The following is a 23,060-nucleotide window of genomic DNA, read 5'->3' as shown; positions in this document are numbered from 1 at the left end:
AAAAAGATCCGGCGGTGATGTAGAGAACGCGCGGTCGGCTCCGTCCCAGGGGCGAGCGCGGCCACAATGGGTCGCACGAGCACCGAGGAGAACCACCATGGCCAAGTACCTGCTGCTCAAGCACTACCGGGGCGCCCCGGCCGCGGTCAACGACGTCCCCATGGACCAGTGGACGCCCGAGGAGATCTCGGCCCACCTGCAGTACATGAACGACTTCGCGGCGCGGCTGGAGAAGAGCGGCGAGTTCGTCGACAGCCAGGCGCTGGCTCCGGAGGGGACGTTCGTCCAGTACGGCGGTGAGGGGCGCCCGCCGGTCACCGACGGACCGTTCGCGGAGACCAAGGACCTCATCGCCGGCTGGATGATCATCGACGTCGACAGCTACGAGCGCGCCGTCGAGCTGGCGGGGGAGCTGTCGGCCGCCCCCGGGGCCGGCGGCAGGCCGATCCACGAGTGGCTGGAGCTGCGCCCGTTCTACGGCGTGCGGCCCACGGTCACCGAATGACCTCGGAGATGAACGAGGCTCTGATCCGGAGTCTCACCCCGGGCGTGCTCGGGATCCTCGTCCGCCGCGGAGCCGACTTCGCGGCGGCCGAGGACGCCGTGCAGGACGCGCTCGTCGAGGCGGTCCGGAGCTGGCCGGCAGACCCGCCGCGGGACGCCACGGGCTGGCTGGTCACCGTGGCCTGGCGCAGGTTCCTCGACGCGACCCGGGCGGACACCGCCCGCCGCCGGCGCGAGCAACGCGCCGACGAGGAACCCGCGCCCGGGCCGGCGCCCGCGGCCGACGACACGCTTCACCTCTACTTCCTGTGCGCCCACCCGTCCCTGACCCCGTCGTCCGCGGTCGCGCTCACCCTGCGCGCCGTCGGCGGGCTCACCACCCGGCAGATCGCCCAGGCCTACCTGGTGCCGGAGGCGACCATGGCACAGCGCATCAGCCGGGCCAAGCGCACCGTCTCCGGCGTGCGGTTCGACCAGCCCGGCGACGTCGCCACCGTGTTGCGCGTGCTCTACCTCGTGTTCAACGAGGGCTACTCCGGTGACGTCGACCTCGCCGCCGAGGCAATCCGGCTCACCCGGCTTCTCGCCGCCCGGGTCGACCACCCCGAGGCGGCCGGACTGCTCGCCCTCATGCTGCTCCACCATGCCCGGCGCGCCGCCCGTACCGCGCCCGACGGCAGTCTGGTGCCGCTCGCCGAGCAGGACCGCAGCCGCTGGGACACCCGCCTGATCGCCGAGGGCGTCGGGATCCTCCAGGCGGCCCTCGCCCGCGACCGCCTCGGCGAGTTCCAGGCCCAGGCCGCCGTCGCCGCCCTGCACGCGGACGCGCTCACCGCCGAGGAGACCGACTGGGTGCAGATCGTCGAGTGGTACGACGAACTCGCGCGCCTGACCGAAAGCCCGGTGGTCCGGCTCAACCGCGCGGTCGCCGTGGGTGAGGCCGACGGACCGCGCGCCGGTCTGGCCGCGCTCGCGGCGCTCGACCCCGCCCTGCCCCGGTACACCGCGGTATCCGCCTACCTCCACGAGCGCGCCGGCGACCTGCCGACCGCGGCGCGGCTGTACGCCGAGGCGGCCGGGAAGGCGGCCGACCTCGCCGAGCGGGACCATCTGACCCGCCAGGCCGCCCGGCTCAACGCCCGTCGCGGCCGCCGCTGACACCGTCGTACGTTCCAAGGGCGCGCTTGCCGATTTTTTGCCGTTGGCCGGGTCGGTCCCGCGCCTCCCGCCGCCCCGACAAGGTCCCGTAAAACCGCAGGTCAGAAGGGTGACAACGAAGGTCGTCGGACGATGCCGCGCGTGACCGTCCCGGTACCCGCCGTGTAAATGAATCGGACTCCGATATGAGACATACCGTTCATCCGAATGAAACGTCCGTACCGCCTCATATCGGCTAACCCGAGGTTCCCGGGGATGGCTCGATATGGTGCAAGGCTGGTGATCGTGTGGGCGCTCGGCCCGGACTTCGTGTGCTCTCGGTCTACGAGGGTTTTTTCTCCGGGGGAGCCCGGATCGTGCACAGCGATGTGCTGCTCGGCCTGGTAGAGGGCGGACAGCAGTGGCATCGGGTGCTGAGTCTGCACGGTGAGGTCCACCGAGAAGCCACCACGCAGCGTATGGAGGACGACGCCTGTTACCGCGCGCTCACGGCCGGCGGCATCGACGTCACCTCCCTCGGCCGCACCGCGGGCCTCGTCGACGGCACGGTGGCGGCGTCGGTTTTCAGCGGGCCCGAACTGGCCGATACCGCACGGGCGATGGCCGGTGCGGACGTCATCCTCTCCCTGAAGGAGCAGCCGCTCGCGCTCCTCAACCAGGCCGGGCTGCCCCGTCGCCCCGTCGTCGTCTGCCTGCACCGGTCCGACCCGGAGAACCAGGGCCCGGCGCTGGACGAGCTGAAGACCGCCATCGCGGACGGGAAGGTCGTGGCGTGCGTGTGCTGCGCGGAGTCCACGCGGGAGGCGTACGAGGCGGCCGGCATCCCCGGTGAGCTGCTGCACGTCATCCCGAACGGGGTCGATCTGCTCCGCTTCCGCCCGGACGCGGCGGCCCGCCTCGCCTTCCGCGAGTCCGCCGGGATCCCGGCCGCCGCCCCCGTCGTCGTCTTCGCGGCCCGGTACGCCGGCATGAAGAACGTGCCGCTCTTCCTGCGGGCGGCCCGGGCGTGGCTGGCCCGCGAGGGCGGCGGCCACGTGGTCATGTGCGGCGCCGGGATGACCGGGGACAACCCCGCGCTCTGGGCCGACATGGAGATCGCCTTCGGCGCCGACCGGGCCGCCCTCGGCGACCGGGTGCACCTCCTTGGCGTACGGCACGACATGGAGGCCGTCTACGCCGGATCCGACGTCGTCGCCCTCACCTCCGTCTCCGGCGAGGCGGCACCGCTGTGCCTGATCGAGGGCATGATGTGCGGCGCCGTACCGGTGACGACCGACGTCGGCGACAGCGCCTCGATCGTCGAGGGGCTCGGTCTCGTGACGCCCTTCGACCCCGACGCGATCGCCTTCGCGTGGTCGGCGGCGGTGGCCGAGCGCGAGGCCTTCACGCCGGCACTGCTCACGAGCCGCGAGCGGTTCAGCCGTACCCGGATGATCGCCGCGTATGCCGACCTGCTGGACCGCGTCGCCGGCGACGTGCGCGACGAACTGCGGCCGGGCGTCGGCGGGCAGTAACAGGGCAGGACGCCGAGAGGCCGTCGGTCCCCCTCCGGACCGACGGCCTCCGCGCTCCCCTCCGCGATCCCCCTTCGTTACCGGGGCAGCACCACGACATGGGCGGCCGGATCCCGGTCCTCGGAGGCCATCAGGGCGGTACGGACCACCGCAGCCTGCTGCTCCATCGTGTCGCGGAGCTTCTTCGGGGTGAGGTGGACGACGGTGATGCCCAGCCGCTCCAGGTGTTCGCGCTTGCCGGCGTACTCGGACCACAGGGCGTCCTCGTCCTGGCGCGGCGCGCGGGTGTCCAGTTCGAGGGCGACGGCCTGCTCGGGCCAGTAGGCGTCCAGGCCGCCCAGGTGCGGGCCGCCGGGCAGGCGCAGGTCCACGTTCCACACCGGGTCGGGCAGGCCGTACTCGTGGACCATCCGGTAGAGGCGGTCCTCGGCGATGGCCCGGCCCTCGGCGACCAGCGAGTCGACGGCGTCGACCACGTGCGGGCGGGACAGCAGCTTCGCCTCGTTCAGCGCCCGCACCACCGGGGCCGGTTCGCAGTGGTGACCGCGGACCGCCTCCGTCAGCAGCCGGCGTACCGCCTCCGCGTCGGTCAGGTCCGCCACCGCGTCCGCGAGGGCGCGGGGGACCGGGGCGACGGGCAGGCCGGTCACCGCCTCGGCGGTCGGCAGGGCCGAAGTGCGCAGTACCCGGACGTAGGAGGTGGAGCGGATCCGGCGCAGGCGCGGGACCAGGACGTCCACGTGGTCCAGGGAGAGCAGCGGCGGGGTGGCCGTGAAGCCGTGCAGGGTCAGCGCGGCCAGGCCCGTGATCATCGCCTCCGGGTAGACCGTGCGGTGCGGGGAGCCGGCGCCGGGCTGGGCGGGCACGCCGGGGGCCGGCTCGCGGGCGGCGAACAGCAGCGCCCCGTGCAGGCGTTCCTCGCTGGTCGGCGCGCCGGGGTGGAGCAGGATCACGCCGGGCAGCAGCTGCTGCCAGGGGCCGCCGGCCCGGCACTGCTCGGTGATCTCGGCGGCGGGGACGCCGTGGGAGCGGAGCTGAGCCGTCGTCAGCACCCGGCGGTGGACGTCGGAGAGGTGACTCAGGGGGCGGGGGGAGAGCGGGGTGTTGTGGGTCATGGACCGGAGATTCCCGCGTCCGGTCTGCCCGTTAACCGCTGTTACGTTCCTGTTGAAGAATGCGGACGGAACGGTGCTAAAGGTCAGGTGTTCGACTGCCGAGTAGGAGCCGAAAACCCCTGGTCCGATCGGGTGCGGACCAGAGGTTACGGTCATGATGGAATGAATTCCGTAACGGTCACCCGGCGGGGAACCGTAGGCCAAAGGTCAGCCGGTGACGGCCCTCGCGTCGCACTCCTGTCCGCGCAGTGTGCGGGCCAGGTCGTCGCGGGCCTCCAGGACCAGCCGGCGCAGGGCCGGCGGCGCGTCGGCGTGGGCCGTGAGCCAGGCGTCCGTCGCCTCCAGCGTCCGGGGGCTGTCCTGCAACGAGGGGTACAGGCCCCGCACCACGTCCATCCCGATCTGGATCGAGCGGTCCTCCCAGATCCGCGCGATGACCTCGAAGTACTTCTCCGCGTAGGGCGCCAGCAGGTCCCGCTGCGAGGACTGCGCGAAGCCCGCGATGGTCGCCTCCACCAGCGCGTTGGACAGCGACTGCGACTCCACGACCTGAGCCCAGGCCTGCGCCTTCACCGCCGCCGACGGCCGGGCGGCCAGGCAGCGCACCTGGTGGCGCTTGCCGGACGCGGTGTCGTCGCGGTTCAGTTCGGCCGCCAGCACGGACTCGTCGGCCGCGCCGTGCGCGGCGAGGGGCTCCAGGAACGCCCAGCGCAGCTCCTGGTCGACGTCCAGGCCCTCGATCGTGGCCGCGCCCGACAGCAGCTCCCCGAGCAGCCGCAGGTCGGCCTCGTCCGCCGCCGTCGACGCGAAGAACCGCGCCCAGGCCAGCTGGTGCTCGCTGCCCGGTTCGGCCTGCCGCAGCTCCCGCAGGGCGCCCTCCGCGAGCCGCCGCCCGGCCGTCTCCCGCCCCTCGGGCGCCACGTAGTTCACCAGCGCCGAGTCCGCCCACGCGTGCAGCATCTGCAGCACGCCGATGTCCGACTCGCGGCTCGCGAACCGCAGCACCAGGCCGACGAAGTCCCGGGCCGGCAGCAGCGCGTCCCGGGTCAGGTTCCACAGCGCCGACCAGCACAGGGCGCGGGCGAGCGGGTCGGTCAGGTCGCCCAGGTGGTCCCGGAGCGTCGCCAGCGAGGTGTCGTCGAAGCGGATCTTGCAGTAGGTGAGGTCGTCGTCGTTGACCAGGACCAGCTCGGGGGCCTCGGCGCCGGCCAGGTCGGCGATCACCGTGCGCGGGCCGTCCACGTCCGTCTCCGCGCGCGCGTACCGCTCCAGCGCCCCCCCGGCCGTTCGGCGGTACAGGCCGATCGCGACCCGGTGCGGGCGCAGTTCGGGGTGTGACTCGGCGGCCTCCTGGACCACCGCCAGCTCGGCGATCCGCCCGTCGGCGGCGAGCAGCACCTGCGGGGTCAGCGCGTTCACCCCCGCCGTCTGGAGCCACTTCCCGGCCCAGGCGCTCATGTCCCGGCCGCTGGTCTCCTCCAGGACCGACAGCAGGTCGGCCAGGCGGGTGTTGCCGTACGCGTTGCGCTTGAAGTAGCGGCGGGCGCCTTCCAGGAACGCGTCCTGGCCGACGTAGGCCACCAGCTGCTTGAGGACGGAGGCGCCCTTGGCGTAGGTGATGCCGTCGAAGTTGAGCTTGGCGTCCTGGAGGTCGCGGATGTCGGCGGTGATCGGGTGTGTGGACGGCAGCTGGTCGGCGCGGTAGGCCCAGGCCTTGCGGCGGTTGGCGAAGGTGGTCCAGGCGTTGGTGAAACGGGTCGCGCCGACGTTCGCGAAGGTGCCCATGAAGTCCGCGAAGGACTCCTTCAGCCACAGGTCGTCCCACCACACCATGGTGACAAGGTCGCCGAACCACATGTGCGCCATCTCGTGCAGGATGACGTTGGCCCGCGCCTCGTAGGACGCCTGGGTCACCTTGCCCCGGAAGATGTACTCCTCCCGGAAGGTCACCAGACCCGGGTTCTCCATCGCGCCGAGGTTGTACTCGGGCACGAACGCCTGGTCGTACTTCCCGAAGGGGTACGGGTAGTCGAAGTGGTCGTGGAAGAAGTCCAGTCCCTGCTTGGTGACGAGGAAGACGTCGTCCGCGTCGAAGTAGGGCGCCAGGCCCTTGCGGCACATCGCGCCGAGCGGGATCTCCAGCGCCGTCCCGTCCGGGAGCGTGCGCGTGTAGTGGTCCGTCACGTGGTGGTAGGGACCGGCCACCACACAGGTGATGTACGTCGAGATCGGCTTGGTCTCCGCGAACCGCCACACCCCGTCGGCGAGTTCACCGGCCCCGTTGCTCCACACCGTCCACTCCTCGGGCGCCCGCACCTCGAAGCGGAACGGCGCCTTGAGGTCCGGCTGCTCGAAGTTGGCGAAGACCCGGCGGGAGTCGGCCGGCTCGTACTGCGTGTAGAGGTAGACCTCGCCGTCCTCGGGGTCGACGAAGCGGTGCAGGCCCTCACCGGTACGGGAGTAGGCGCACTGCGCGTCCACCACCAGCTCGTTCTCCGCAGCCAGGGCCTCCAGGGCGATCCGGGTGCCGTCGAAGACCTCGCCCGGGTCGAGATCCTTGCCGTTCAGGGTCACGGCCGTCACGCTCGGCGCGATCAGGTCGGCGAAGCTCGACGCGCCCGGCTCGCTGCAGCGGAAGCGGATCGTGGTCACCGAACGGAAGGTGCGCGGCTCGCCCTGGCCCTCGCCGAGGGCCGACCGCACGTCCAGCGACACGTCGTAGCTCTCCACCGACAGCAGGGCGGCCCGCTCCCGGGCCTCGTCGCGGGACAGATTCTCACCGGGCACGGGCGGCACTCCCTCATCGTTGTCGGTACGCCGGAACAGCACCGATCCTCCCATGCGCCCCTGACCGCGGGACCCGGGAATGGGGTCGTGGGTGCCGGTGTTGCCGGTGGAAAAGGCCTTATTCCAAGGAGAACCATGTCCGAGACCGAGACGCGTTCCGGCAAGACCCCCGTCGACTTCTGGTTCGACCCGCTGTGCCCCTGGGCCTGGATGACCTCCCGCTGGGTCCTGGAAGTGGAGAAGGTCCGGGACATCGAGGTCCGCTGGCACATCATGAGCCTGGCCGTGCTGAACGAGCCCAAGCTGGACGAGCTGCCCGAGGAGTACCGCGAGCTGCTGGAGACCAAGGCGTGGAAGCCGATCCGCGTGGTCACCGCGGCCTGGCAGAAGCACGGCTCCGACATCCTCGGCCCGCTGTACACCGCGCTCGGCACCCGTATCCACAACAACGGCGAGGGCCCGACCCTGGAGGCCATCGCCGGCGCGCTCGAGGACGTCGGTCTGCCCGCCGACCTGATCGACTACGCCGAGCAGGAGGACTTCGAGTTCGACGCGGAGCTGCGCGCCTCCCACAAGGAGGGCATCGACAAGGTCGGCCAGGACGTCGGCACCCCGGTCATCGCGGTCCCCGGCGCGGACGGCGAGCAGATCGCCTTCTTCGGCCCGGTCGTCACCCCCGCCCCCAAGGGCGAGGAGGCGGCCCGCCTGTGGGACGGCACCCTCGCGGTCGCCTCCGTCCCCGGCTTCTACGAGATCAAGCGGACCCGCACCAAGGGCCCCGACTTCAGCAACCTGTAGGCCCCGGCGGCCGCAGGCCCAGCGGCCCCGCACGGGGAGGCCCCCGCGAGTCATGTCCTCGCGGGGGCCTCCCTTTTTGCCGCCTGCCCGCGTGAGCGGTGAGAAGACGATCACGAGGCAGGGCGTATCGGCGGCTCAGGGAGCCAGCAGCAGCACATCCGTGCGGGACTTCGCCGCCTCGTGGCGGCGGGCCACGTCCTGCCAGTCGACGACGGCCCACATGGCGTCGATGAAGTCGACCTTCTGGTTCCTGTACTGGAGGTAGAAGGCGTGCTCCCAGGCGTCGAAGACCAGGATCGGGGTGGAGCCCTGGCCGACGTTGCCCTGGTGGTCGTAGACCTGCTCGACGATCAGCCGCCCGCTCAGCGGCTCGTGGGCGAGGACGCCCCAGCCGGAGCCCTGGGTGGTCGCGGCGGCCTTGGTGAGCTGGGCCTTGAAGCCGGCGAAGGAACCGAAGGACTCGGTGATCGCGTCGGCCAGGCCGCCCACGCCGTCGGCGGCCAGCGGCTCGCCGCCGCCGTCCTTCGGGCCGGTCATGTTCCGCCAGTAGATGCTGTGCAGGATGTGCCCGGACAGGTGGAAGGCCAGGTTCTTCTCCAGCCCGTTGACCGCCCCCCAGGCTGCCTTGTCCCGCGCCTCCGCGAGCTGCTCCAGCGTGTCGTTGGCGCCCTTGACGTAGGCGGCGTGGTGCTTGTCGTGGTGCAGCTCGATGATCTCGGGACTGATCACGGGCGCGAGCGCGGAGTAGTCGTAGGGCAGTTCAGGGAGCGTGTAGACGGGCATGGGCGTGAGTCCCCTCCGGACCTCTTACTCTTATTGCGAAAGACTTGCAACTACACATTAGCAACAAGAAGCCTGTCGCGGGCAAGGAAGAAGGCCCCCACGTGTCGTCACGTGAGGGCCTCGGGAAGAGGTGGCGGGGTCAGCCGCCGGCGCGCCGCCGCTGCCGCAGGTACCCGGCCGCCGCGAGTACGGCGGTCATCCCGCCCCTGTAGTACAGCTGCACACGGGTGCCGGCCTCGCGGGCCATCAGGGCGAGGACGGCCGCCATGCCGGCCAGGGCCACCCCGCGCGGCCCGGTGTCCCGGTGCTTCGACTCCCGCCGCACCAGCACCCGGCCGCGCAGGCCGAGCGGCGCGACCGTGGTGTACGGGACGGCCACGTGCACCCCGCCGACCACGAACCGCGGTACGGGCATGGGAACCGTCCTCGGGAACGGGGCCGACACGTCTGGGCGGACGAGGCGCGCCGGGTCCGGTCCCTGCCGCGCGGACTCAGGCCGGACGGCGACAGGTGGCAGCCCCTTGCCGTCGCGGGTCGACATAGCGACGCGACGTGAAGTTCCGGGACTGGGCGGCCATGTGCGAGAGCGTAGGCCGGCAACCCGGAATCCCACCAGAGCCCTGGGATTTGATTGGTGGAGCTCCACAGGCCTGTTCAACGCCGCTGACGTGACTGAAACATCTCTGCCTCAGTGATCGGCGTCACCTCGTACCGCGTGTAGTCCACATTCTTTGTGGGGAGCCCACCAAGTGCCCGTTCCGGCCTTTGTCGATCGCTGACGTGTTCGGTTCAGGCGGCCCGGGATAGCGTCACGGTGTCCCCTGCCTGTCCGTCCACCCTCACCTCGCGGAGTCCCCATGAGCACCGCCACCGCAGCCGCGTCGAGCCGTACCGGCACCGTCCTCGCCGACCTCCTGCCCGTGTCCCGGGTGCGCGATGTCGCCCTCGTGGCCGGCGGCGCCGCGCTCACCGGCCTCGCCGCGCAGATCGCCGTCCCGGTGCCGGGTTCCCCGGTCCCGGTGACCGGCCAGACCTTCGCGGCCCTGCTCGTCGGCACCGCCCTCGGTGCCCGCCGCGGTCTGCTCTCCCTCGCGCTGTACGCGCTGGCGGGACTCGCGGGCGTGCCGTGGTTCGCGAGCGGCACCTCCGGAGTCTCCGTCTCCTTCGGCTACATCCTCGGCATGATGCTCGCCTCCGCCGTCGTGGGCGCCCTGGCCCGGCGCGGCGCCGACCGCAACGCGCTGCGGATGGCGGGCACGATGCTGCTCGGCGAGGCGCTCATCTACGCGATCGGTGTGCCGTACCTGGCCTACGCCGCCGACCTGTCCGCGTCCGCGGCGATCGCCGCCGGCCTCACCCCGTTCCTGATCGGCGACGCGGTCAAGGCGGTCCTGGCGATGGGTGCGCTGCCGGCCGCCTGGAAGCTCGCCGGCAAGAGCTGACGGGACGAGAGCTCCGCGGGGGTCCGGGGCGCACACGCGCCCCGGGCCCCTTCGCGTGGGTGTCCCGCTCAGTCCGCCCGCCGCTGCGACCACCACACGCCCGCCGCCCCGGCCACGATCAGCGCCGCGCCGGCCGCGCCGAGCGGCAGTACGTCACGGTCCGTGCCGGTCTTCGGCAGCTGGTCGCCGCCCGGCCCCACCGGTTTGTTGTCGGTGCCGAGCAGCAGCGGGGTGGCCGGCGCGTTCGGCGACGGGTTCGTCGTACCGAACGGCACCGGGCCCTGCTGCCAGAACGTCTTCTTCCCGTCCGCGCTCTGCACGGGCAGACAGATCTTCCCGGTCCTGCCCAGGTCGAACGTGGCGTCCACCGGGTACGACTTCGACTTGCCCGCGCCGAGCGCGCCGACCGGGCAACGGAAGCCGCTGTTCGAACCGGCCGGCAGGTCCTTCGCCGCGATGGCGTCGCAGCCCTGCACGTTCGTGACCTTCAGGCCGTCGAAACCGACCACCAAAAGCCTGATGCCGGTGCTGTCCTTGGTTCCTTCGTTCTTGACGGTGGCGGTAACCGCCGTTTTCTGCGAGCTGTTGTCGACCGAGATCTTCCCGGGCAGAGTGGTCGTCAGTTTCACGCCCTCCGGTGCCTGGTCGACCGCCTTTCCCCCCTTGCCGCTCGCCGGTCCCTGGTCATCGGCGACAGCCGTGAACGGGAGGATCATCACGGCCGAGAAAGATGCCGTGACCAGCGATCCCGCGACGACTGCCATACGACGAGAACTCATGTTCGTCCCCCTTGCGACCCCCTGGGCCGCGCCTGAATTCGCGGCCACTTGAAGAGGTACCACAAGATTTCTCCGCCCTATGCTGGTACGGCCGTAAGTGTGACCATCGTGTGTCATCAGGGGCGGTCGTCGAGGGGGTACAGCGAATTGCCGGAGAATTCAGGGAATTCAGAGAATTCAGGGAGTCCAGGGAGCCCGGGTGATCACGGTGGTCCAGGGAATTCTGATGGCCCAGAGAATCCGGCGGGTCCGGGGAGTTCGGTGGGTGCGGGGCCCGGTGGTGTCCCGGGGCTGCTGGTGACCGGTCGCTACCGGCTGGCCGAGAGTATCGGGCAGGGGGGAATGGGGCGGGTGTGGCGGGCCGCCGACGAGACGCTCGACCGGCAGGTGGCCGTCAAGGAGATGCGGATCGACGGGCTCGGCGCCGAGGACACCCGCACCCGCCGCGAACGCACCCTGCGCGAGGCCCGTGCCACCGCCCGGATCGACCACCCCAACGTCGTACGGGTCTACGACGTCGTCGACGAGGGGGAACGGCTGTGGATCGTCATGGAGCTGGTCCGCGGCCGCTCCCTTGAATGGATCATGGCCGAGGAGGGGGCGCTGAGCCCGCGCGCGGCGGCCCGGATCGGCCTCGGTCTGGTCGCCGCGCTGCGGCAGGTGCACGCCGGGGGGGTGCTGCACCGCGACATCAAACCCGGGAACGTACTCGTCGAGAGCGCCGCCGGCCGCGTCGTCCTCACCGACTTCGGCATCGCGGCGATCCAGGACGCCAAGGCGCTCACCATGGTCGGCATGCTCGTCGGTTCCCCCGACTACATGGCACCCGAGCGGATCTCCGGGCGCCCGCAGGGCCCGCCGTCCGACGTCTGGTCGCTCGGCGCGACCCTGTGCGCCGCGCTCGGCGGCCGCTCCCCCTTCGCCCGCGACACGACCCTCGCCACCCTGCACGCGGTCCTCTACGAGGAGCCCGAACTCCCGGCGACGACGGGCCCGTTGCACGACCTGCTGTCCGCGCTGCTGGCGAAGGAACCGACGGCACGCCCGGGCCTGGAGGAGGCCGAGGAGACCCTGCGCCCGGTGGCCCACCCGACCCGGACCCCGGCACAGGCCTACCCGGCCCCGGTTCCTGCCCCGGTGGAGCGCCCGACCCCGACGTACGTGGAGCTGACGAAACCGCACGCCCCGGCCCCGGAGGACGCCCGCCCGCAGCCGGCACAGCTGCAGGCCTCCCCGCCGGTGAGCGCTTCGACGCAGGCGGCGACGCAATCCCGCTCGGAGCCCCCGTCCAGCAGTCCGGTGGACCCCACACTGCGACGCCCCCTCAGGGGCGCGGCGAACGGCGCCACAAGGCCTGGCGCACCCGCGGCGGTCCCCCGGCGCAAAGTCCCCCGGCGCACCGCTCTCCTGGCCGTCCTCGGGACCGCCGCGGTGGCCACCGCCGTTGCCGTCCTCGTCACCACCACGGCCGGCGGCGGTGACGGTCGAGCGGCCGGCACCTCCCCGACCGCCTCGACCGCGAGGCCCGCCACACCGGCGCCCACGGTCGAAGGCACCGCCCGCCCCCGGACCCTCCCGCCCGGCGCCCACGAGGAGGCCGGCGGCTTCGCCTGGGTGACCCCGAAGGGCTGGCGCAGGGACGTGAAGACCGGCGCCGAGGTGCACTACACCTCCCCGGACGGCAGCCAGGAACTCGTCGCCAAGTCCTCCCTGGCCCGCGGCGACCTCATGGACAGCTGGAGCGCCTCCGAACGCAGCGCCCACCAGGGCCAGGACTACAGCAAGATCCGGCTGGCCGAGACGGAGTTCCGCGGCCACCCGGCGGTGATCTGGGAGTACACCTTCACCCTCGAGGGAGTCCCCTGGCACGCACGGCTGCTGGGGTTCGACACCGACGGGAAGTCGTACCAGATCAACACCTGGTACCAGCCGGCGGTCGAAACCCAGGCCGTGCGGACCTATGAGCGGGTCAAGGAGGACTTCACCCTGCTGTGAGCGGCCAACGGATCAGCCGACGGACACCTTGTCGGCGGGCTCACCGGCCTCCGCGGCGACCGCCGCCCGGTTCCCCGTGAGCTTCTGCTTCACCAGCGCGACGGCGATCACGAGCGCCGCGACGAGCAGTGACAGCAGCACGGTCGTACGGCCGCTGCTCTCGCCCTCCGTGTCGGTCAGCATGTAGCCGAGGACGAACACGATCAGACCGGCCGTCGCCCAGGTCAGGTAGGGGTACAGCCACATCTTCACGACGAGCTTCTCCGGCGCCTCGGCCTGGATGATCTTCCGCATGCGCAGCTGCGAGAAGCAGATGACCAGCCAGACGAACAGGGCGACCGCGCCGGAGGAGTTGACGAGGAAGAGGAAGACGGAGTCCGGGAAGCGGTAGTTGAAGAAGACGGCGACGAACCCGAAGACGACGGACGCCACGATCGCGGCCATCGGCACACCGCGGGAGGTGGTCCTGGCGAACGCCTTCGGCGCGTCGCCGCGCTGCCCGAGCGAGAACGCCATCCGGGAGGCCGTGTACAGGCCGGAGTTGAGGCACGAGAGCACCGAGGTCAGCACGATGAAGTTCATGATCTCGCCGGCGTGCGCGATGCCGAGGGAGTCGAGGGCGGCGACGTACGAGCCCTTCTCCTTGATCGACGGGTCGTTCCACGGCAGCAGCGCGATGACGATGAGGATCGAGCCGAGGTAGAAGACGCCGATCCGCCAGATGATGCTGTTGGTCGACTTGGTGACCGCGCGCTGCGGGTTCTCGGACTCGCCGGCCGCCAGGGTGGCGATCTCGCTGCCCATGAAGGAGAAGACGACCAGCAGGACGCCGGTGAGGATGGCGCCGGGCCCGTTGGGCAGGAATCCGCCGTGGTCGGTGAGGTTGGCGAAGCTCGCCTTGTCCGCGTGGACGCCGGGCAGCACACCGAGGACCGCCAGCAGGCCGACGACGATGAACGCGCCGATCGCGACGACCTTGATGCCGGCGAACCAGAACTCGAACTCGCCGTAGGAGCCGACCGAGACCAGGTTGGTGGCGGTCAGGACCACCATCACGATGAGCGCCCAGCCCCACTGGGGCACGGCCGGGATCCAGCCCTCCAGGATCTTGGCGCCGGCGGTCGCCTCGACCGCCAGCACCACGACCCAGAAGAACCAGTACAGCCAGCCGATGGAGAACCCGGCCCAGCGGCCGAGCGCGCGGTCGGCGTGCGCGGAGAACGAACCGGAGGTCGGATTGGCTGCGGACATCTCGCCGAGCATCCGCATCACGAGGACGACGAGCGTGCCGACGAGTGCGTACGACAGGAGGATGCCGGGTCCTGCGGTGGCGATACCCGAGCTGGAACCGACGAAGAGACCGGCGCCGATGACACCACCGATGGCGATCATCGACAGATGGCGGTTCTTGAGTCCTGCGTGCAGACCGTTGCCGTTGCCGGGATCGCCGGCCGGGGGCGGGGCAGTCGTGGTCGGCTGCGAAGTCATGGGGGAATTCCTTTGCGCCGTGAATGGGGGTCCCGTACGAGCGGCGTACGAGTTGGTCCAGTGAAACGGAGGCGGAGGAATTCCTGAACCTTTGATTCCAGATCGTTACTTGAGGTTTTCCTGAGGTTCTGTAGTGTTACTCACACTTTCCGGGGCGTGGCCCCCGAACTGCCGCGCGTCAACGGCCATGTCACACTCGTCCCATGCGCGTGTATCTCGGCTCCGACCATGCGGGCTTCGAACTCAAGAACCACCTCGTCGAGTGGCTGAAGGCGGCGGGCCACGACCCCGTCGACTGCGGCCCCCACATCTACGACGCCCAGGACGACTACCCGCCTTTCTGCCTCCGCGCGGCCGAGCGGACCGCGGCGGACCCGGAGTCCCTCGGCATCGTGATCGGCGGCTCCGGCAACGGTGAGCAGATCGCGGCGAACAAGGTGAAGGGCGTGCGCGCCGCGCTCGCCTGGAGCGAGGAGACCGCGTCGCTCGGCCGGCAGCACAACGACGCGAACGTCGTCGCGGTCGGGGCGCGGATGCACACCGAGGAGGAGGCGACGAAGTTCGTCGAGACCTTCCTGAACACGCCGTTCTCGCAGGGCGAGCGCCACATCCGCCGCATCGACATGCTCAGTGCGTACGAGACGACGGGCACCCTCCCGCCGGTCCCGGCGCACCACCCGCAGCAGCAGGCGTAACCGGAAGTCCTCCGATTCCCACCCCTCGACCGAGTGAGTCGAGTGGGTGGGTGGGAAAGGAATCACCTCAGTGCCAGAGGGGCACACGATCCACCGGCTGGCCCTGGACTACCGCCGGCTCAGCGGACCCGTGCGGGTCAGCAGCCCGCAGGGCAAGTTCTCCGACGCCGCCCAGCTGATCGACGGCGCGCCCCTCACCCGCACCGAGGCGCACGGCAAGCACCTCTTCCTGGGCTTCCGCGACAGTGACTGGGTCCACATCCACCTCGGGCTCTTCGGCAAGGTCACCTTCGGTGACGCTCCCGCGCCGCCGGGCACCGACACCGTCCGGCTCCGCCTCGCCGACACCGCCTCCTACGCCGACCTGCGCGGCCCCACCACCTGCGCCCTGATCACCGACGCGGAGAAGCACGCCGTACACGCCCGGCTCGGCCCGGATCCGCTCCGCGCCGACGCCGACCCGGGCGCCGCGTACCAAAAGATCTCCCGCAGCCGCACGACCGTCGCCGCGCTCCTGATGGACCAGAAGGTCATCGCGGGGGTCGGCAACGTCTACCGCGCCGAGGTGCTGTTCCGGCACGGGATCGATCCCTGTCGCGCGGGCCGGGAGATCACCCCCGCCGAGTGGGACGCCGTCTGGGCCGACCTGGTCGCTCTCATGCGCGAAGGCGTCCGGAACAACCGCATCGACACCGTCCGGCCCGAACACACCCCGGAGGCGATGGGACGCCCGCCGCGCGTGGACGACCACGGCGGCGAGGTGTACGTCTACCGCCGGGCCGCCCTGCCCTGCCACATCTGCGGCACCGAGATCCGCACCGTGGACCTCGCCGCCCGCAACCTCTTCTGGTGCCCACGCTGTCAGAAGCGCTGAGCGGCGCGCCCCGGAGCGGGCTCTAGAAACCGTGCGGCAGCCACGGCAGGGACGCCGACCCGAACGCCGTCGACGCCTCCGCGAGCGCCCCCGGCCGCAGCTCCCGTACCCGGTCCGCCCGCGCCAGCGACACCAGGGAGACACCACCGAGGTAGGCCGCCGCCAGCTCCCGTACGGACAGGGCGAGTTCGGCCGCATCCGCCGTACGTTCGCAGGAGGCGCCCTTGGTGTCGCCGGTCAGCCGCCAACGCCCCTCGTTCCACGGGCAGAAGGCGTCGGTCACCTCCAACACCACGTCCACCGGCGCCTGATAGGTCCGCGCCGCGAGCGCCCTGCCGACGTCGACGAGGCGGAGGTATCCCATGTCCCGCACCCGCGTCAGACAGCGCCGGATGTCGGAGACCAGGTACTGCCAGGCGTCGTCGACCGGCCGTCCCCGCAGCGTCAGCTTGGACATCAGGTCGATGCCGAACAGGAACCGCCACAGCGCCGCGTCGCTCGCCGCGTCCAGCGCGGCCAGGTCCTCCAGCGCCACGGTGCCGTCGTGCCCGCTCGGCGACCAGCCCAGCTTGGTACGGAAACGGGCGTACCCGACGATCCGCCCGTCCCGCTCGGCGACCACGCACTGCAGCGCCGACGCCCCGTCCCGGTGGCTCTCCGGGTCCACGAGGGGCGCCCGCTCCCAGCCGGGCTGCCGGGCCAGCATCCCGGGCCGCAGCGGCACCAGCTCCGCGTACACCGCCTCGCACGCGTCGAGCACGTCGGCCGGCCTGGCGTACCTCAGCCGTACGTCGTCGGTGCCGGCCGGCACGGTCAGCGTGACCCGGCTCGTGTCGATCTCGGCCTGCAGCTGCTGGACGGCCATGTCGTACCCGAAGCGGCCGTAGATCGCCGGCTCGGAGGCGGTCAGCGCGGCGAGCGCCTCGCCCCGCTCCCGTACGTCGTCCAGCTGGCGCCGCATCATCGCGGTCAGCACCCCGCGCCGCCGGTGCGTGGCGGACACGCTCACCATGGTGACGCCCGCCACCGGCAGCACCGCGCCGCCCGGTACGGTCATCCGGAAGCTGAACGCCCCGCCCGTCCCGACCAGGTCGGACCCGTCCCATGCGGCCAGTGAACGCTCGAACTCCGTGAGGGAGCGATCCAGCTCACGCTCCTCCGCGGAGGTCGAGCCGGCGCCGAAAGCCCGGATCAGGTGGTCCCACCACCCGTCGAACTCCTCGGCACGCAGCACCTTCAACTCGGTCGCACGGTCGGTCGCCATCCGCCATGCGTACCAGGGGCAATGCCGGACAGGCCAGCGAATTTCTCCCGGACGGCGACGCGGGGCCGTCCGGTGAAGTTCACTGTGAAGTCGCACTCGACGGCGAACCTCGGACGGGGGACAAGTGGGACCTCCCGTGCCGAGCAGCTGGTCCGATGGATAGGGTCCCGAACTAATGGCAGCAGACGGAGAGCGGCGCGGGAAGGCCGAGACCTTCACGGCCCGGTGCAGGATGCAGTGGCACCGGGCCCGCGTCGGGCTGCGCAGAAGCGCCGTGGACTACTTCCGCGGCGACGGTTCCGACTGGATCGCGCTCGCCGGACTCCTGCTGACCGTGCCCGTGCTGGCGGCCATGACCCTCGCCAACTCGGTGTGGTTCTCGCCGGCCTCCCTGGTCCTGCCGATCATCGCGGGCGGCCTGCTGCTGCGCCCGGCGAGCCTGCTCGGCCTGTACGCGGCGGGCGCCACGGCGCTGATCGTCGAGTCGGTCCGGCTCGGCCCCTACACCGAGGGCCCCTCCCGGGTCACCCCCGGCGTGGTCCTGGTCGTGGCCGCCTGCGGTTTCTTCGGCCTCCTCACCGCCCAGTTCCGCAGCCGGGTCGGCGTGCCCTGGCGGCGCGGCGGCACCATGCTCTTCGACCTGCGCGAACGCATCCGGGTGCAGAGCAAGCTGCCGAAGCTGCCGCCGGGCTGGCACCGCGAGATGGCCCTGCGGCCGGCCGGCGGCCAGTCCTTCTCCGGGGACTTCGTGGTCGCCGCCCGCACGAACAACGGCCGCACGATGGAGGTCGTCCTCACCGACGTCTCCGGCAAGGGCATGGACGCGGCGTCCCGCGCCCTGCTGCTGTCCGGCGCGTTCGGCGGCCTCCTGGGCTCCCTGCCCCCGCACGCCTTCCTCACCGCCGCCAACGGATACCTCCTGCGCCAGGACTGGGACGAGGGCTTCGCCACCTCGATCCACCTGGTCCTCGACCTGGACTCCGGCGACTACGAGCTCTACTCCGCGGGCCACCCCCCGGGGCTCCAGCTCAGCGCGGGCAGCGGCCGCTGGGAGGAGAAGGCCGCGGAGGGCCCGCTCCTGGGCGTCTACGACGGCGCCCAGTTCGACTCGGTCAAGGGCTCGCTGCGGCCGGGCGACGTCCTGATGCTCTTCACGGACGGCCTGGTGGAGACGTCGGACCGGGACATCGTGGAGGGCATCGACCGCCTCACCGGCGAGGCCGACCGCTATGTGGCGGGCGGCTTCCACGGGGCGGCCTGGCACCTGATCGAGGCGGTGGCGAAGGACGTGAACGACGACAGGGCGCTGCTGCTGATCTGCCGCGAGGCGGCGCGGTGAGCCGGCCCGGCCCGCGGGCGGTCGTGCCGCTCGGGGCGGCACGGGTGGGCGCCGGCGGCACCCCCTCCGGGGGAGGCACCCCGCAAGCGCCGGTGAGCGTCCCCGCCCCCGCCACGGAGCACTCGCACCTGTGACCTCCCCGACCCCCCTCTCCCTCCCCGAAGTCGAGGCGCTCGCCCGAGCCGCCCACGCGGGACAGACCGACAAGGCCGGCCGCCCCTACGCCGAGCACCTCGCCGCCGTGGCCGAGGGCGTCCGCGCCCGCGGCGGTGACCCGGAGCAGATCGCCGCCGCCTGGCTGCACGACGCCGTCGAGGACCACGCCCTCAGCGCGGAACGGCTCGCGGCGACCCCCCTCACGGCCCGCACCAGGGCCATCGTGCTCGCCCTCACCAAGCACCCCGCCGAGCCCGCCGAGGCGTACGCCCGCCGCATCCTGGACACCCCGGGCGCCCTCCTGGTCAAAGAGGCCGACCTCGCGCACAACGCCGACCCGGGCCGTCTCGCCGTACTCGACGAAGAGACCCGGAAACGGCTGACCGAGAAGTACGCCAGGATGCGCGCCCTGCTCAGCCCGCCGGCGTAACCGGAATCACGCGTTGGCCATCTCCCGGCCCTCCCGGCGCTGCCGCTCCCGCGCCTGTTCCGCCGCGTCCTGCCGGAACGCCCAGGCCATCCTCGGCTCCATGGCGAACCGGAACACCCGCCGGACCGGCCCGGAGCACAGCAGTGTGACGGTGGCGCCCGCGAGGGCGGTGACGAGGATCTCGCCGAGCGGCCCGTGCAGCCACCGCGGATCGAACCAGCCCGCGTGGTCGGCGTACTTCACGGCGAAACCGTGCAGCAGATAGCCGTACAGCGTGCCCGCGCCCAGTGCCGTGAACCACATCCGGCGGCCCGGTACCCAGGACAGGAAGCCGGCCGTCAGCAGCAGCGAGCAGCCGAACATCGCGAGCACCATCACCGGCCCGCACCACCACGGCACACCCAGTTCCTGCGCGGAGTCCCGGTGGTAGAACCACGCGGTGTTCATCCGGGGCACCGACCACCAGGAGAAGGCCAGCGCGAAGGCGAACACCGGCAGCGCGGCGATCCGCACCGGCCACCGGCGTACCAGCCGGAAGTGCTCGGGCCTCAGGCACAGGCCGAGCACGAAGTACGGCAGGAACTGCAGGACCCGCTGCAGGTCCAGGTCGTCGCCGATGCTGGGGGACACGGACGCCAGCATCGCGACGGCGAAGGCGACGGGCAGCGGGTGGCGGACCGCCCGCCAGATCGGCGTGGTCAGCCGCCAGACGAACAGTGCGCACAGGAACCAGGTCAGGTACCAGGGGTCGAGCAGGCTGATGTCCTGGCCGGGGGAGTGGTCGACGTACCGCTCGAACAGCGAATAGGCGGTCTCGAACAGGACGTACGGCACGACGACGCCGGTGATCAGCCGCTTCAGCCGGTCCGGGCGCATGTCGAAATTCCGGGAGAAGTAGCCGGAGATGACGATGAACGCCGGCATGTGGAAGGCGTACACGACGCAGTACAGCGCCTCCAGGACACGGCTGTCACCCTTCAGCGGCTCCCAGGAGTGGCCCATCGCGACGAGCACGATCGCCAGGTACTTGGCGTTGTCGAAGAAGGCGTCGCGGTGTCCGTACGCCGGCGGCCGGGCGGGGGGACGCGGTGCTGGGTTCTGGCCGGGGGACGTGGCGGCGGCAAACATCTGAGGCACCCTAGCGTCGCCTGTGGGATTTCGTAAAACCATCGATGTGAATGCTGGATATCGGCCGTGACGGTCTGTGAACCGCCCGTCTGTTTACCCGGGTCGACTCCTGCAGCCATGCGGTTTCATGCGGCACTTACACCCTTGATGTCCCTGTTCATCCTGACTAATTGGTGCATAACGCCTGCGTGTGACCCCGCCTTGTGATGCCTGTGTCAACAATTCGAATTGGCTGCGCACGCGTTGTGTGGACACCGAAACCAAGTCTGCCGATTACCTTGGATCCGCGGCCGGGTGGGCCGTCGAATTACTGTGCGGGCGGGGGCCGGTGGGCGGTGAGTTGTCGACGTTGTGTCACGGGCCGCATAGTGCGGCCGGGTTGGTGGCACGATGGTCCTGGCGGGGGTGCGGGGTCGTACCCCCGGGCCGGGAGAGCGGAACCGACCGAGGGCGTGATCAGTTGTGGCGATTTCACTGTCTGTGGTGCTGCTGTTGGCGATCATCCTGGTGGTGCTGATCAGAGGGGGGAGCATCAAGGCCGGCCCCGCGATCGTCGCCGTCCTGTTCGGCTTCTTCCTCGCGTCGACCGGGATGGCCCCCTCCATCCAGCGCTTCCTCGACTCGATAGCGCAGACCATCAACTCGATCAGCTTCTGACCGCGCGGGCGCGCGCGGGCGTGCGCCCGCGCGAGTGAGCTTCCCGAGCCGCGGACACGCGACGGAACCGAGACATGGATTCCGTACGCCCTGTACGGCGCCGGCTCCGTCCGTGCGCCCGGCGTGCCCGGCCCGCCACGGAGTGAGGCCCCCGGCCCCGGACGCGGGGAAGGCCCGGACACGCGGAAGGCCCAGGCGAGGAGGTCGGAACCTCTCGCCTGGGCCTTCGCCACGCAGAGCGGGCGACGGGAATCGAACCCGCGTAGTCAGTTTGGAAGACTGGAGCTCTACCATTGAGCTACGCCCGCACATCACGCACCGCAGGTCGGTGACCGCGGCACAGAAGGCATCGTAGCGGGTCGTCCACCGCCTAGGCCAACGTGTTGGTCTGCACGGACGTGGCGCCGGCGCGGGTGAACAAAGCGGCCGACGCGGGCGGGCCGGGCATGTACCCTACGTGTCGCACCGAAACGGGGTGTGGCGCAGCTTGGTAGCGCGTCCGCTTTGGGAGCGGAAGGCCGTGGGTTCAAATCCCGCCACCCCGACCATCGAATGACGGCGTCCGTCTTGATCGCCTTTTGGGGCGCTGAGCGGCTGCGGTTACTATGCAAGCTGCGCGCCCGCGTGTCCCGGCCCCCGCACGGCGGCCTACGAACTCCTCCGGGCGGCGAAACTCCGCCGGTGCCTCTCTGGTCCCGGCAGAACCCAAGCAGTCAGCCACAAGGAGACCGAACCGTGAAGAGCGCCGTGGAGACCCTGAACCCGACCCGGGTTCGGCTCACTGTCGAGGTGCCCTTCGAGGAGCTCAAGGACAGCCTCGACGCGGCGTACAAGAAGATCAACCAGCAGGTCACGGTGAAGGGCTTCCGCAAGGGCAAGATCCCGGCCCGCGTCATCGACCAGCGGTTCGGCCGCGGTGCGGTGCTGGAGGAGGCCGTCAACGACGCGCTTCCGAAGTTCTACACCGAGGCGGTCAACGAGGCCGAGCTCAACCCGCTGGGCCAGCCCGAGGTCGACATCACCGAGCTGAAGGACGGCGAGACGCTGAACTTCACCGCCGAGGTCGACATCCGCCCCGCCCTGGAGATCCCGGACTACTCCGGTATCGAGGTCGAGGTCGACGCCGTCGAGGTGACCGACGAGGACATCGAGAAGTCCGTGGAGCAGCTCCGTGAGCGCTTCGCCTCGACCTCCCCGGTCGAGCGGGCCGCCGAGGACGGCGACGTCGTCACCATCGACCTGGAGGCCAAGGTCGACGGAGAGGTGCTGGAGGACGGCATCGCGAGCGGTGTCTCCTACACCATCGGCTCCGGCGAGCTGCTCGACGGCATCGACGACGCCGTGAAGGGCCTGGAGGCCGGTGGCGAGGCCACCTTCGCCTCCGAGCTCAAGGGCGGCTCCGCGGCCGGCCGTGAGGCCGAGGTCACCGTCAAGGTCACCCAGGTCGCCGCCCGCGAACTTCCCGCACTGGACGACGAGTTCGCGCAGCTGGCCTCCGAGTTCGACACCCTGGACGAGCTCAAGGAAGACAGCCGCAAGCGGCTCGCCAACATGAAGACGTACGACCAGGCCACGCAGGCCCAGGAGCGCGTCCTGGAGAAGCTCCTGGAGCTCGTCGAGGTGCCCGTCCCCGAGAAGCTGCTCGAGGACGAGATCAACACCCGCAAGCACAACCTGGAGCACCACCAGCTCGGCCAGATGGGTCTCGACCTGGAGAAGTACCTCGAGATCCAGGGCAAGACCGCCGAGGAGTTCGAGGCCGAGACCAAGGAAGCCGCGGTCAAGGGCATCAAGACCCAGTTCGTCCTCGACGAGCTGGTCAAGGTGGAGAAGCTGAACGTCAACCAGGAGGAGCTCACCGAGCACCTCATGCGGCGTGCGGCCTCCTCCGGCATGTCCCCCGACCAGTTCGCCCAGGCCGTCGTCGAGGGTGGCCAGGTTCCGCTCCTGGTCGGCGAGGTCGCCCGCGGCAAGGCCCTGGCCGTCGTGGTCGAGGCCGCCACGGTGAAGGACACCAACGGCGAGGTCGTCGACCTGGACGACGAGGACGAGGACGAGACGGAGGCCCCCGAGGCCGCCGCCGAGGCCCCGGCCGCCACGGACGAGGAGAAGACCGAGGGCTGAGCCCCACGGCGCCCGCCAACGGCGTACAAG

The 23,060-nt window shown here is 71.0% G+C and carries 19 protein-coding genes, 2 tRNA genes and 1 pseudogene; 13 read left to right on the top strand and 9 right to left on the bottom strand.

The window, feature by feature from the left end:
- The first annotated feature begins 97 nt into the window (after nucleotides 1-97).
- The 3 genes from ACZ4O3_RS29320 (at nucleotide 98) to ACZ4O3_RS29310 (ending at nucleotide 3,176) form a co-directional block, all read left to right on the top strand.
- Entirely contained in the window at nucleotides 98-505 is a 408-nt protein-coding gene (locus ACZ4O3_RS29320; RefSeq protein ID WP_362731936.1) for a YciI family protein, read from the top strand.
- Nucleotides 506-513: 8 nt separating this feature from the next.
- On the top strand, nucleotides 514-1,662 hold the full coding sequence (locus ACZ4O3_RS29315; protein ID WP_467725135.1) for an RNA polymerase sigma factor: 1,149 nt from the start codon (nucleotides 514-516) through the stop codon (nucleotides 1,660-1,662).
- A gap of 311 nt (nucleotides 1,663-1,973) precedes the next feature.
- The gene (locus ACZ4O3_RS29310; RefSeq protein WP_362730949.1) at nucleotides 1,974-3,176 is read left to right on the top strand and encodes a glycosyltransferase; all 1,203 of its coding nucleotides are present in this window, start codon (nucleotides 1,974-1,976) and stop codon (nucleotides 3,174-3,176) included.
- A gap of 77 nt (nucleotides 3,177-3,253) precedes the next feature.
- On the opposite strand, the gene ACZ4O3_RS29305 is transcribed toward ACZ4O3_RS29310, so the two are convergent.
- Entirely contained in the window at nucleotides 3,254-4,291 is a 1,038-nt protein-coding gene (locus ACZ4O3_RS29305; protein ID WP_467725063.1) for a hypothetical protein, read from the bottom strand.
- 207 nt (nucleotides 4,292-4,498) lie between these two features.
- A complete protein-coding gene (pepN, locus tag ACZ4O3_RS29300) occupies nucleotides 4,499-7,078 on the bottom strand; it encodes an aminopeptidase N (protein WP_467725061.1) in 2,580 nt (859 codons plus the stop codon).
- Between the two features lie 135 nt (nucleotides 7,079-7,213).
- On the opposite strand from pepN, the gene ACZ4O3_RS29295 reads away from it, so the two are divergent.
- The gene (locus tag ACZ4O3_RS29295; protein WP_362730447.1) at nucleotides 7,214-7,876 is read left to right on the top strand and encodes a mycothiol-dependent nitroreductase Rv2466c family protein; all 663 of its coding nucleotides are present in this window, start codon (nucleotides 7,214-7,216) and stop codon (nucleotides 7,874-7,876) included.
- Between the two features lie 135 nt (nucleotides 7,877-8,011).
- Here the strand turns inward: ACZ4O3_RS29295 and ACZ4O3_RS29290 are convergent, their stop codons facing one another.
- The gene (locus tag ACZ4O3_RS29290) at nucleotides 8,012-8,659 is read right to left on the bottom strand and encodes a superoxide dismutase (protein WP_467725059.1); all 648 of its coding nucleotides are present in this window, start codon (nucleotides 8,657-8,659) and stop codon (nucleotides 8,012-8,014) included.
- A 139-nt stretch (nucleotides 8,660-8,798) separates the two neighbouring features.
- Nucleotides 8,799-8,942, bottom strand: a pseudogene (locus ACZ4O3_RS29285) (amino acid transporter); the annotation flags it as partial.
- A 574-nt stretch (nucleotides 8,943-9,516) separates the two neighbouring features.
- On the opposite strand from ACZ4O3_RS29285, the gene ACZ4O3_RS29280 reads away from it, so the two are divergent.
- Nucleotides 9,517-10,101 (top strand): biotin transporter BioY, encoded by a 585-nt coding sequence (locus tag ACZ4O3_RS29280; protein WP_362731535.1) that lies wholly within the window; start codon nucleotides 9,517-9,519, stop codon nucleotides 10,099-10,101.
- A gap of 68 nt (nucleotides 10,102-10,169) precedes the next feature.
- Here the strand turns inward: ACZ4O3_RS29280 and ACZ4O3_RS29275 are convergent, their stop codons facing one another.
- Nucleotides 10,170-10,880 (bottom strand): LPXTG cell wall anchor domain-containing protein, encoded by a 711-nt coding sequence (locus ACZ4O3_RS29275; RefSeq protein WP_362732232.1) that lies wholly within the window; start codon nucleotides 10,878-10,880, stop codon nucleotides 10,170-10,172.
- Between the two features lie 261 nt (nucleotides 10,881-11,141).
- Between ACZ4O3_RS29275 and ACZ4O3_RS29270 the strand changes: the two genes are divergently transcribed.
- Nucleotides 11,142-12,875, top strand: coding sequence for a serine/threonine-protein kinase (locus ACZ4O3_RS29270; protein WP_467725056.1), 1,734 nt, complete (start codon nucleotides 11,142-11,144; stop codon nucleotides 12,873-12,875).
- A gap of 12 nt (nucleotides 12,876-12,887) precedes the next feature.
- On the opposite strand, the gene ACZ4O3_RS29265 is transcribed toward ACZ4O3_RS29270, so the two are convergent.
- Nucleotides 12,888-14,363 carry an amino acid permease gene (locus ACZ4O3_RS29265; RefSeq protein ID WP_362724667.1) on the bottom strand — a complete coding sequence of 492 codons (1,476 nt, stop codon included), beginning with the start codon at nucleotides 14,361-14,363 and terminating at the stop codon, nucleotides 12,888-12,890.
- A gap of 203 nt (nucleotides 14,364-14,566) precedes the next feature.
- Between ACZ4O3_RS29265 and ACZ4O3_RS29260 the strand changes: the two genes are divergently transcribed.
- Together ACZ4O3_RS29260 and ACZ4O3_RS29255 are read left to right on the top strand one after the other, a co-directional pair.
- The gene (locus tag ACZ4O3_RS29260) at nucleotides 14,567-15,058 is read left to right on the top strand and encodes a ribose-5-phosphate isomerase (protein ID WP_362724670.1); all 492 of its coding nucleotides are present in this window, start codon (nucleotides 14,567-14,569) and stop codon (nucleotides 15,056-15,058) included.
- A 70-nt stretch (nucleotides 15,059-15,128) separates the two neighbouring features.
- Entirely contained in the window at nucleotides 15,129-15,932 is an 804-nt protein-coding gene (locus ACZ4O3_RS29255; protein WP_362724673.1) for an Fpg/Nei family DNA glycosylase, read from the top strand.
- 22 nt (nucleotides 15,933-15,954) lie between these two features.
- Here ACZ4O3_RS29255 and ACZ4O3_RS29250 read toward each other — a convergent pair whose 3' ends face one another.
- Nucleotides 15,955-17,196 (bottom strand): GNAT family N-acetyltransferase, encoded by a 1,242-nt coding sequence (locus ACZ4O3_RS29250; protein WP_362724676.1) that lies wholly within the window; start codon nucleotides 17,194-17,196, stop codon nucleotides 15,955-15,957.
- A 175-nt stretch (nucleotides 17,197-17,371) separates the two neighbouring features.
- Here ACZ4O3_RS29250 and ACZ4O3_RS29245 point away from each other — a divergent pair, with 175 nt between their 5' ends.
- Both ACZ4O3_RS29245 and ACZ4O3_RS29240 read left to right on the top strand, forming a co-directional pair.
- Nucleotides 17,372-18,535: a PP2C family protein-serine/threonine phosphatase gene (locus ACZ4O3_RS29245; RefSeq protein WP_362724679.1), complete on the top strand. Its 1,164-nt coding sequence runs from the start codon at nucleotides 17,372-17,374 to the stop codon at nucleotides 18,533-18,535.
- Between the two features lie 130 nt (nucleotides 18,536-18,665).
- Nucleotides 18,666-19,121, top strand: coding sequence for an HD domain-containing protein (locus ACZ4O3_RS29240; RefSeq protein ID WP_467725054.1), 456 nt, complete (start codon nucleotides 18,666-18,668; stop codon nucleotides 19,119-19,121).
- Between the two features lie 6 nt (nucleotides 19,122-19,127).
- Here the strand turns inward: ACZ4O3_RS29240 and ACZ4O3_RS29235 are convergent, their stop codons facing one another.
- Entirely contained in the window at nucleotides 19,128-20,249 is a 1,122-nt protein-coding gene (locus tag ACZ4O3_RS29235; RefSeq protein ID WP_467725053.1) for an acyltransferase family protein, read from the bottom strand.
- A gap of 462 nt (nucleotides 20,250-20,711) precedes the next feature.
- Between ACZ4O3_RS29235 and ACZ4O3_RS29230 the strand changes: the two genes are divergently transcribed.
- Nucleotides 20,712-20,906 carry a hypothetical protein gene (locus tag ACZ4O3_RS29230; protein WP_054231893.1) on the top strand — a complete coding sequence of 65 codons (195 nt, stop codon included), beginning with the start codon at nucleotides 20,712-20,714 and terminating at the stop codon, nucleotides 20,904-20,906.
- A 237-nt stretch (nucleotides 20,907-21,143) separates the two neighbouring features.
- Here ACZ4O3_RS29230 and ACZ4O3_RS29225 read toward each other — a convergent pair.
- A tRNA-Gly gene (locus tag ACZ4O3_RS29225) sits at nucleotides 21,144-21,214 on the bottom strand.
- A gap of 163 nt (nucleotides 21,215-21,377) precedes the next feature.
- On the opposite strand from ACZ4O3_RS29225, the gene ACZ4O3_RS29220 reads away from it, so the two are divergent.
- Both ACZ4O3_RS29220 and tig read left to right on the top strand, forming a co-directional pair.
- Nucleotides 21,378-21,454: transfer RNA gene (locus tag ACZ4O3_RS29220), tRNA-Pro, on the top strand.
- Nucleotides 21,455-21,641: 187 nt separating this feature from the next.
- Nucleotides 21,642-23,030 carry a trigger factor gene (gene tig, locus ACZ4O3_RS29215; RefSeq protein ID WP_362723402.1) on the top strand — a complete coding sequence of 463 codons (1,389 nt, stop codon included), beginning with the start codon at nucleotides 21,642-21,644 and terminating at the stop codon, nucleotides 23,028-23,030.
- The last annotated feature ends 30 nt before the right edge of the window (nucleotides 23,031-23,060 follow it).

This window comes from Streptomyces sp. NPDC026515 (genome assembly GCF_055567595.1).
Note: the sequence above shows the minus strand (reverse complement) of the source record. Positions and strands in the feature narration are given on the sequence as shown.

Coding starts and splice junctions, on each gene's coding strand:
- ACZ4O3_RS29320 (WP_362731936.1), top strand. CDS start 98: ATGGCCAAGTACCTGCTGCTCAAGCACTACCGGGGCGCCCCGGCCGCG.
- ACZ4O3_RS29315 (WP_467725135.1), top strand. CDS start 514: ATGAACGAGGCTCTGATCCGGAGTCTCACCCCGGGCGTGCTCGGGATC.
- ACZ4O3_RS29305 (WP_467725063.1), bottom strand. CDS start 4,291: ATGACCCACAACACCCCGCTCTCCCCCCGCCCCCTGAGTCACCTCTCC.
- ACZ4O3_RS29295 (WP_362730447.1), top strand. CDS start 7,214: ATGTCCGAGACCGAGACGCGTTCCGGCAAGACCCCCGTCGACTTCTGG.
- ACZ4O3_RS29290 (WP_467725059.1), bottom strand. CDS start 8,659: ATGCCCGTCTACACGCTCCCTGAACTGCCCTACGACTACTCCGCGCTC.
- ACZ4O3_RS29280 (WP_362731535.1), top strand. CDS start 9,517: ATGAGCACCGCCACCGCAGCCGCGTCGAGCCGTACCGGCACCGTCCTC.
- ACZ4O3_RS29275 (WP_362732232.1), bottom strand. CDS start 10,880: ATGAGTTCTCGTCGTATGGCAGTCGTCGCGGGATCGCTGGTCACGGCA.
- ACZ4O3_RS29265 (WP_362724667.1), bottom strand. CDS start 14,363: ATGACTTCGCAGCCGACCACGACTGCCCCGCCCCCGGCCGGCGATCCC.
- ACZ4O3_RS29260 (WP_362724670.1), top strand. CDS start 14,567: ATGCGCGTGTATCTCGGCTCCGACCATGCGGGCTTCGAACTCAAGAAC.
- ACZ4O3_RS29250 (WP_362724676.1), bottom strand. CDS start 17,196: ATGGCGACCGACCGTGCGACCGAGTTGAAGGTGCTGCGTGCCGAGGAG.
- ACZ4O3_RS29245 (WP_362724679.1), top strand. CDS start 17,372: ATGGCAGCAGACGGAGAGCGGCGCGGGAAGGCCGAGACCTTCACGGCC.
- ACZ4O3_RS29235 (WP_467725053.1), bottom strand. CDS start 20,249: ATGTTTGCCGCCGCCACGTCCCCCGGCCAGAACCCAGCACCGCGTCCC.